We start from the raw sequence: 2,742 nt of genomic DNA on the forward strand, positions 1-2,742 counted from the left end.
CTTCTTCAATGATACCTTCCTTAACGTTTAAAGAAAGTTTACAAGCACCCTGCTGTGGAGCACACCATCCGATACCATGAGTGTAAGCAGAAATATCCTTGATTTCTTTAGAATAAACCCATTTGCCTTCTTCAGGAATTGGGGCACAACCATGATTGCCGCCCTGTTTAACGCAATACATTTCTTCAACTTCTTTTGAATAAATCATTTTTTTACTCCTTTCATTACTAAATGACTGTTGATTCAAGGTGAGGGTTATCACCTGTCAAAATTATATGACACCATGCTTTTAAAGTCAATGAAACTCAAGAAAACAGCATGTAAAAAATAGTATAAAAAGGGCTTAAAATAGCGTTTTTTAGGCTTATAAAGGTCTTGTGAAAAAATAAGCGTTTTCATTTTTGCATCAATGAAAATTACAGTATGTTAATGGGTTGGTTAAGTTAAAAAATTATTCATAATCTTATATTAGTATTATAATGACAATGCAATGGAAGAAGGATAAACTTATGAAACATCAAAAACTGACAATAAAACAGAAGAGAATACTGAAGAATATATTGGTTGTAGTATTACTTATTATTAGTTTTCCTAGTTATACACCAACACAAGTCATTATTAAAAGTGATCATATATTAATAAGTAACCATCTCTTATCTAGACCAATAGAATGTAGTAGTTTTGATGGACTTACTTATACAGGGCTAGATGGTAAGAAATATAGTCATAATAGTTATGTAGGTGTACAGCCTCTTACAATCTCTAATACAATTACATTTAGTGCTTCTAAGACGCTGTATAGTGCACCATTCTCTTACTATGCTACTTCTAATACTGTTCCTGCAGGAAGTTATCATGTTACAAAAGAAGCAGGACGTTATATGTATATAGAAGGGAAGGGGTGGGTTTCTTCTCAATATGTGAGTATAGATGTCAATAATTCTATAGAGAATACAACTGGGATACCACTCTACAAAGATTATATGATTCCTGAAACAAGTAGTCATCGTACTCATTATGCAATGAGACCACTGTATATTACGATTCATACAACAGATAATACAAGTAAAGGAGCCGATGCTTTGAGTCATGCTAAACTTCAATATACAGGTAATGTACGTTCTGCTTCCTGGCATTATACTGTGGATGACCACAGTATCTACCAATCATTACCACTTAACCAGCAGGCAGGACATGCAGGAGATGGTGTCATGCCAGGTAATAGTGCGTCTATTGCGATAGAAATATGTGTCAATTCAGATGGCCATTTATATATTGCAGAAAAAAATGCAGCCAAACTTGCTGCTGCATTATTAAAACAATATAACCTCAGTGTAGATCAACTCCGCATGCATCATGATTGGTCAGGAAAAGAATGTCCTAGACCAATGATAGAAGGGCAGTCTGGATCAATGAACTGGGAGAGTTTTAAGAAACAGGTCTATAATTACATGCGTACAGTATGAAAAAAGGAAGCTCGTGCTTCCTTTTCAAATGCCTATTCAATCATAATAGGTTTCTTTTCTTCAATCTTTTCAGGTTCAGTCTTAGGGAAAGTAATCATTAATTCACCATTCTCAAACTTAGCAGTGAAGTCTTCTTCTTTATAACCCTCACCAACATAGAACTTTCTTGAACAGCTGCCTGTATAACGTTCACTTCTGATAACCTTACCGTTCTTATCTTTTTCTTCCTTATCCTGATTAGTATTAGCAGAAACTGTTAAATAACCATCAGTCAAGTCTAGAGAAATATCTTCTTTCTTATATCCAGGAAGGGCAATATTCATTTCATAGTTGTTGTCTACTTCCTTGATATCACACTGCATTGCATTAGTTGATGGACTCATCCAGCCATCATCAAACATATCATCAAACACATCATAGAAACCAGGTAAAAATCTCATAAATAACATCTCCTTTATCAAATTTAAACATGGGATTTTTCGTCTCGTGTTATGAACTATTCAATCATAATAGGTTTCTTTTCTTCAATCTTTTCAGGTTCAGTCTTAGGGAAAGTAATCATTAATTCACCATTCTCAAACTTAGCAGTGAAGTCTTCTTCTTTATAACCCTCACCAACATAGAACTTTCTTGAACAGCTGCCTGTATAACGTTCACTTCTGATAACCTTACCGTTCTTATCTTTTTCTTCCTTATCCTGATTAGTATTAGCAGAAACTGTTAAATAACCATCAGTCAAGTCTAGAGAAATATCTTCTTTCTTATATCCAGGAAGGGCAATATTCATTTCATAGTTGTTGTCTACTTCCTTGATATCACACTGCATTGCATTAGTTGATGGACTCATCCAGCCATCATCAAACATATCATCAAACACATCATAGAAACCAGGTAAAAATCTCATAAATAACATCTCCTTTATCAAATTTAAACATGGGATTCTTCGTCTCGTGTTATTAGTAGATTGTAATTGATTTCTTTTCTATTCTCTTTGGAGCTTCCTTAGGAACTGAAATCATTAATTCACCATTATCAAACTTAGCCTTGATATCTTCTTCAGTAAATTCTTCACCTACATAGAAGCTTCTAGAACAGTTACCACTATATCTTTCACGTCTTACAATACGTCCTGTAGTTTCTTCTTTCTTAGCAGATGCTGATACTTTTAAGTAGCCATTCTTAAGTTCCAAAGCAATATCTTCTTTCTTATATCCAGGAAGAGCAATATTCATTTCATAAGTATTTTCTGTTTCACGAATATCACATAACATTGTAT

At 33.9% G+C, this 2,742-nt stretch carries 4 protein-coding genes and 1 pseudogene; 1 reads left to right on the forward strand and 4 read right to left on the reverse strand.

What is annotated here, in order from left to right; genetic code table 11:
• Positions 1-208: pseudogene (locus ACT8VG_RS09670) on the reverse strand (hypothetical protein); the annotation flags it as partial.
• Between the two features lie 301 nt (positions 209-509).
• Between ACT8VG_RS09670 and ACT8VG_RS09675 the strand changes: the two are divergent.
• Positions 510-1,466, forward strand: coding sequence for a peptidoglycan recognition protein family protein (locus tag ACT8VG_RS09675; RefSeq protein ID WP_444195741.1), 957 nt, complete (start codon positions 510-512; stop codon positions 1,464-1,466).
• A gap of 32 nt (positions 1,467-1,498) precedes the next feature.
• Here the strand turns inward: ACT8VG_RS09675 and ACT8VG_RS09680 are convergent, their stop codons facing one another.
• The 3 genes from ACT8VG_RS09680 to ACT8VG_RS09690 form a co-directional block, all read right to left on the reverse strand.
• Complete coding sequence (locus tag ACT8VG_RS09680) at positions 1,499-1,906, reverse strand: Hsp20/alpha crystallin family protein (RefSeq protein WP_117459125.1); 408 nt, start codon at positions 1,904-1,906, stop codon at positions 1,499-1,501.
• A 56-nt stretch (positions 1,907-1,962) separates the two neighbouring features.
• Positions 1,963-2,370, reverse strand: a complete 408-nt coding sequence (locus ACT8VG_RS09685) for an Hsp20/alpha crystallin family protein (protein ID WP_117459125.1) — start codon at positions 2,368-2,370, stop codon at positions 1,963-1,965.
• Positions 2,371-2,422: 52 nt separating this feature from the next.
• Positions 2,423-2,742, reverse strand: a 320-nt coding sequence (locus tag ACT8VG_RS09690) for an Hsp20/alpha crystallin family protein (protein ID WP_444195742.1), incomplete at its 5' end; no start/stop codon positions are given.

Source organism: Catenibacterium sp., assembly GCF_052354645.1.
GTDB lineage: Bacteria > Bacillota_I > Bacilli_A > Erysipelotrichales > Coprobacillaceae > Catenibacterium > Catenibacterium mitsuoka_A.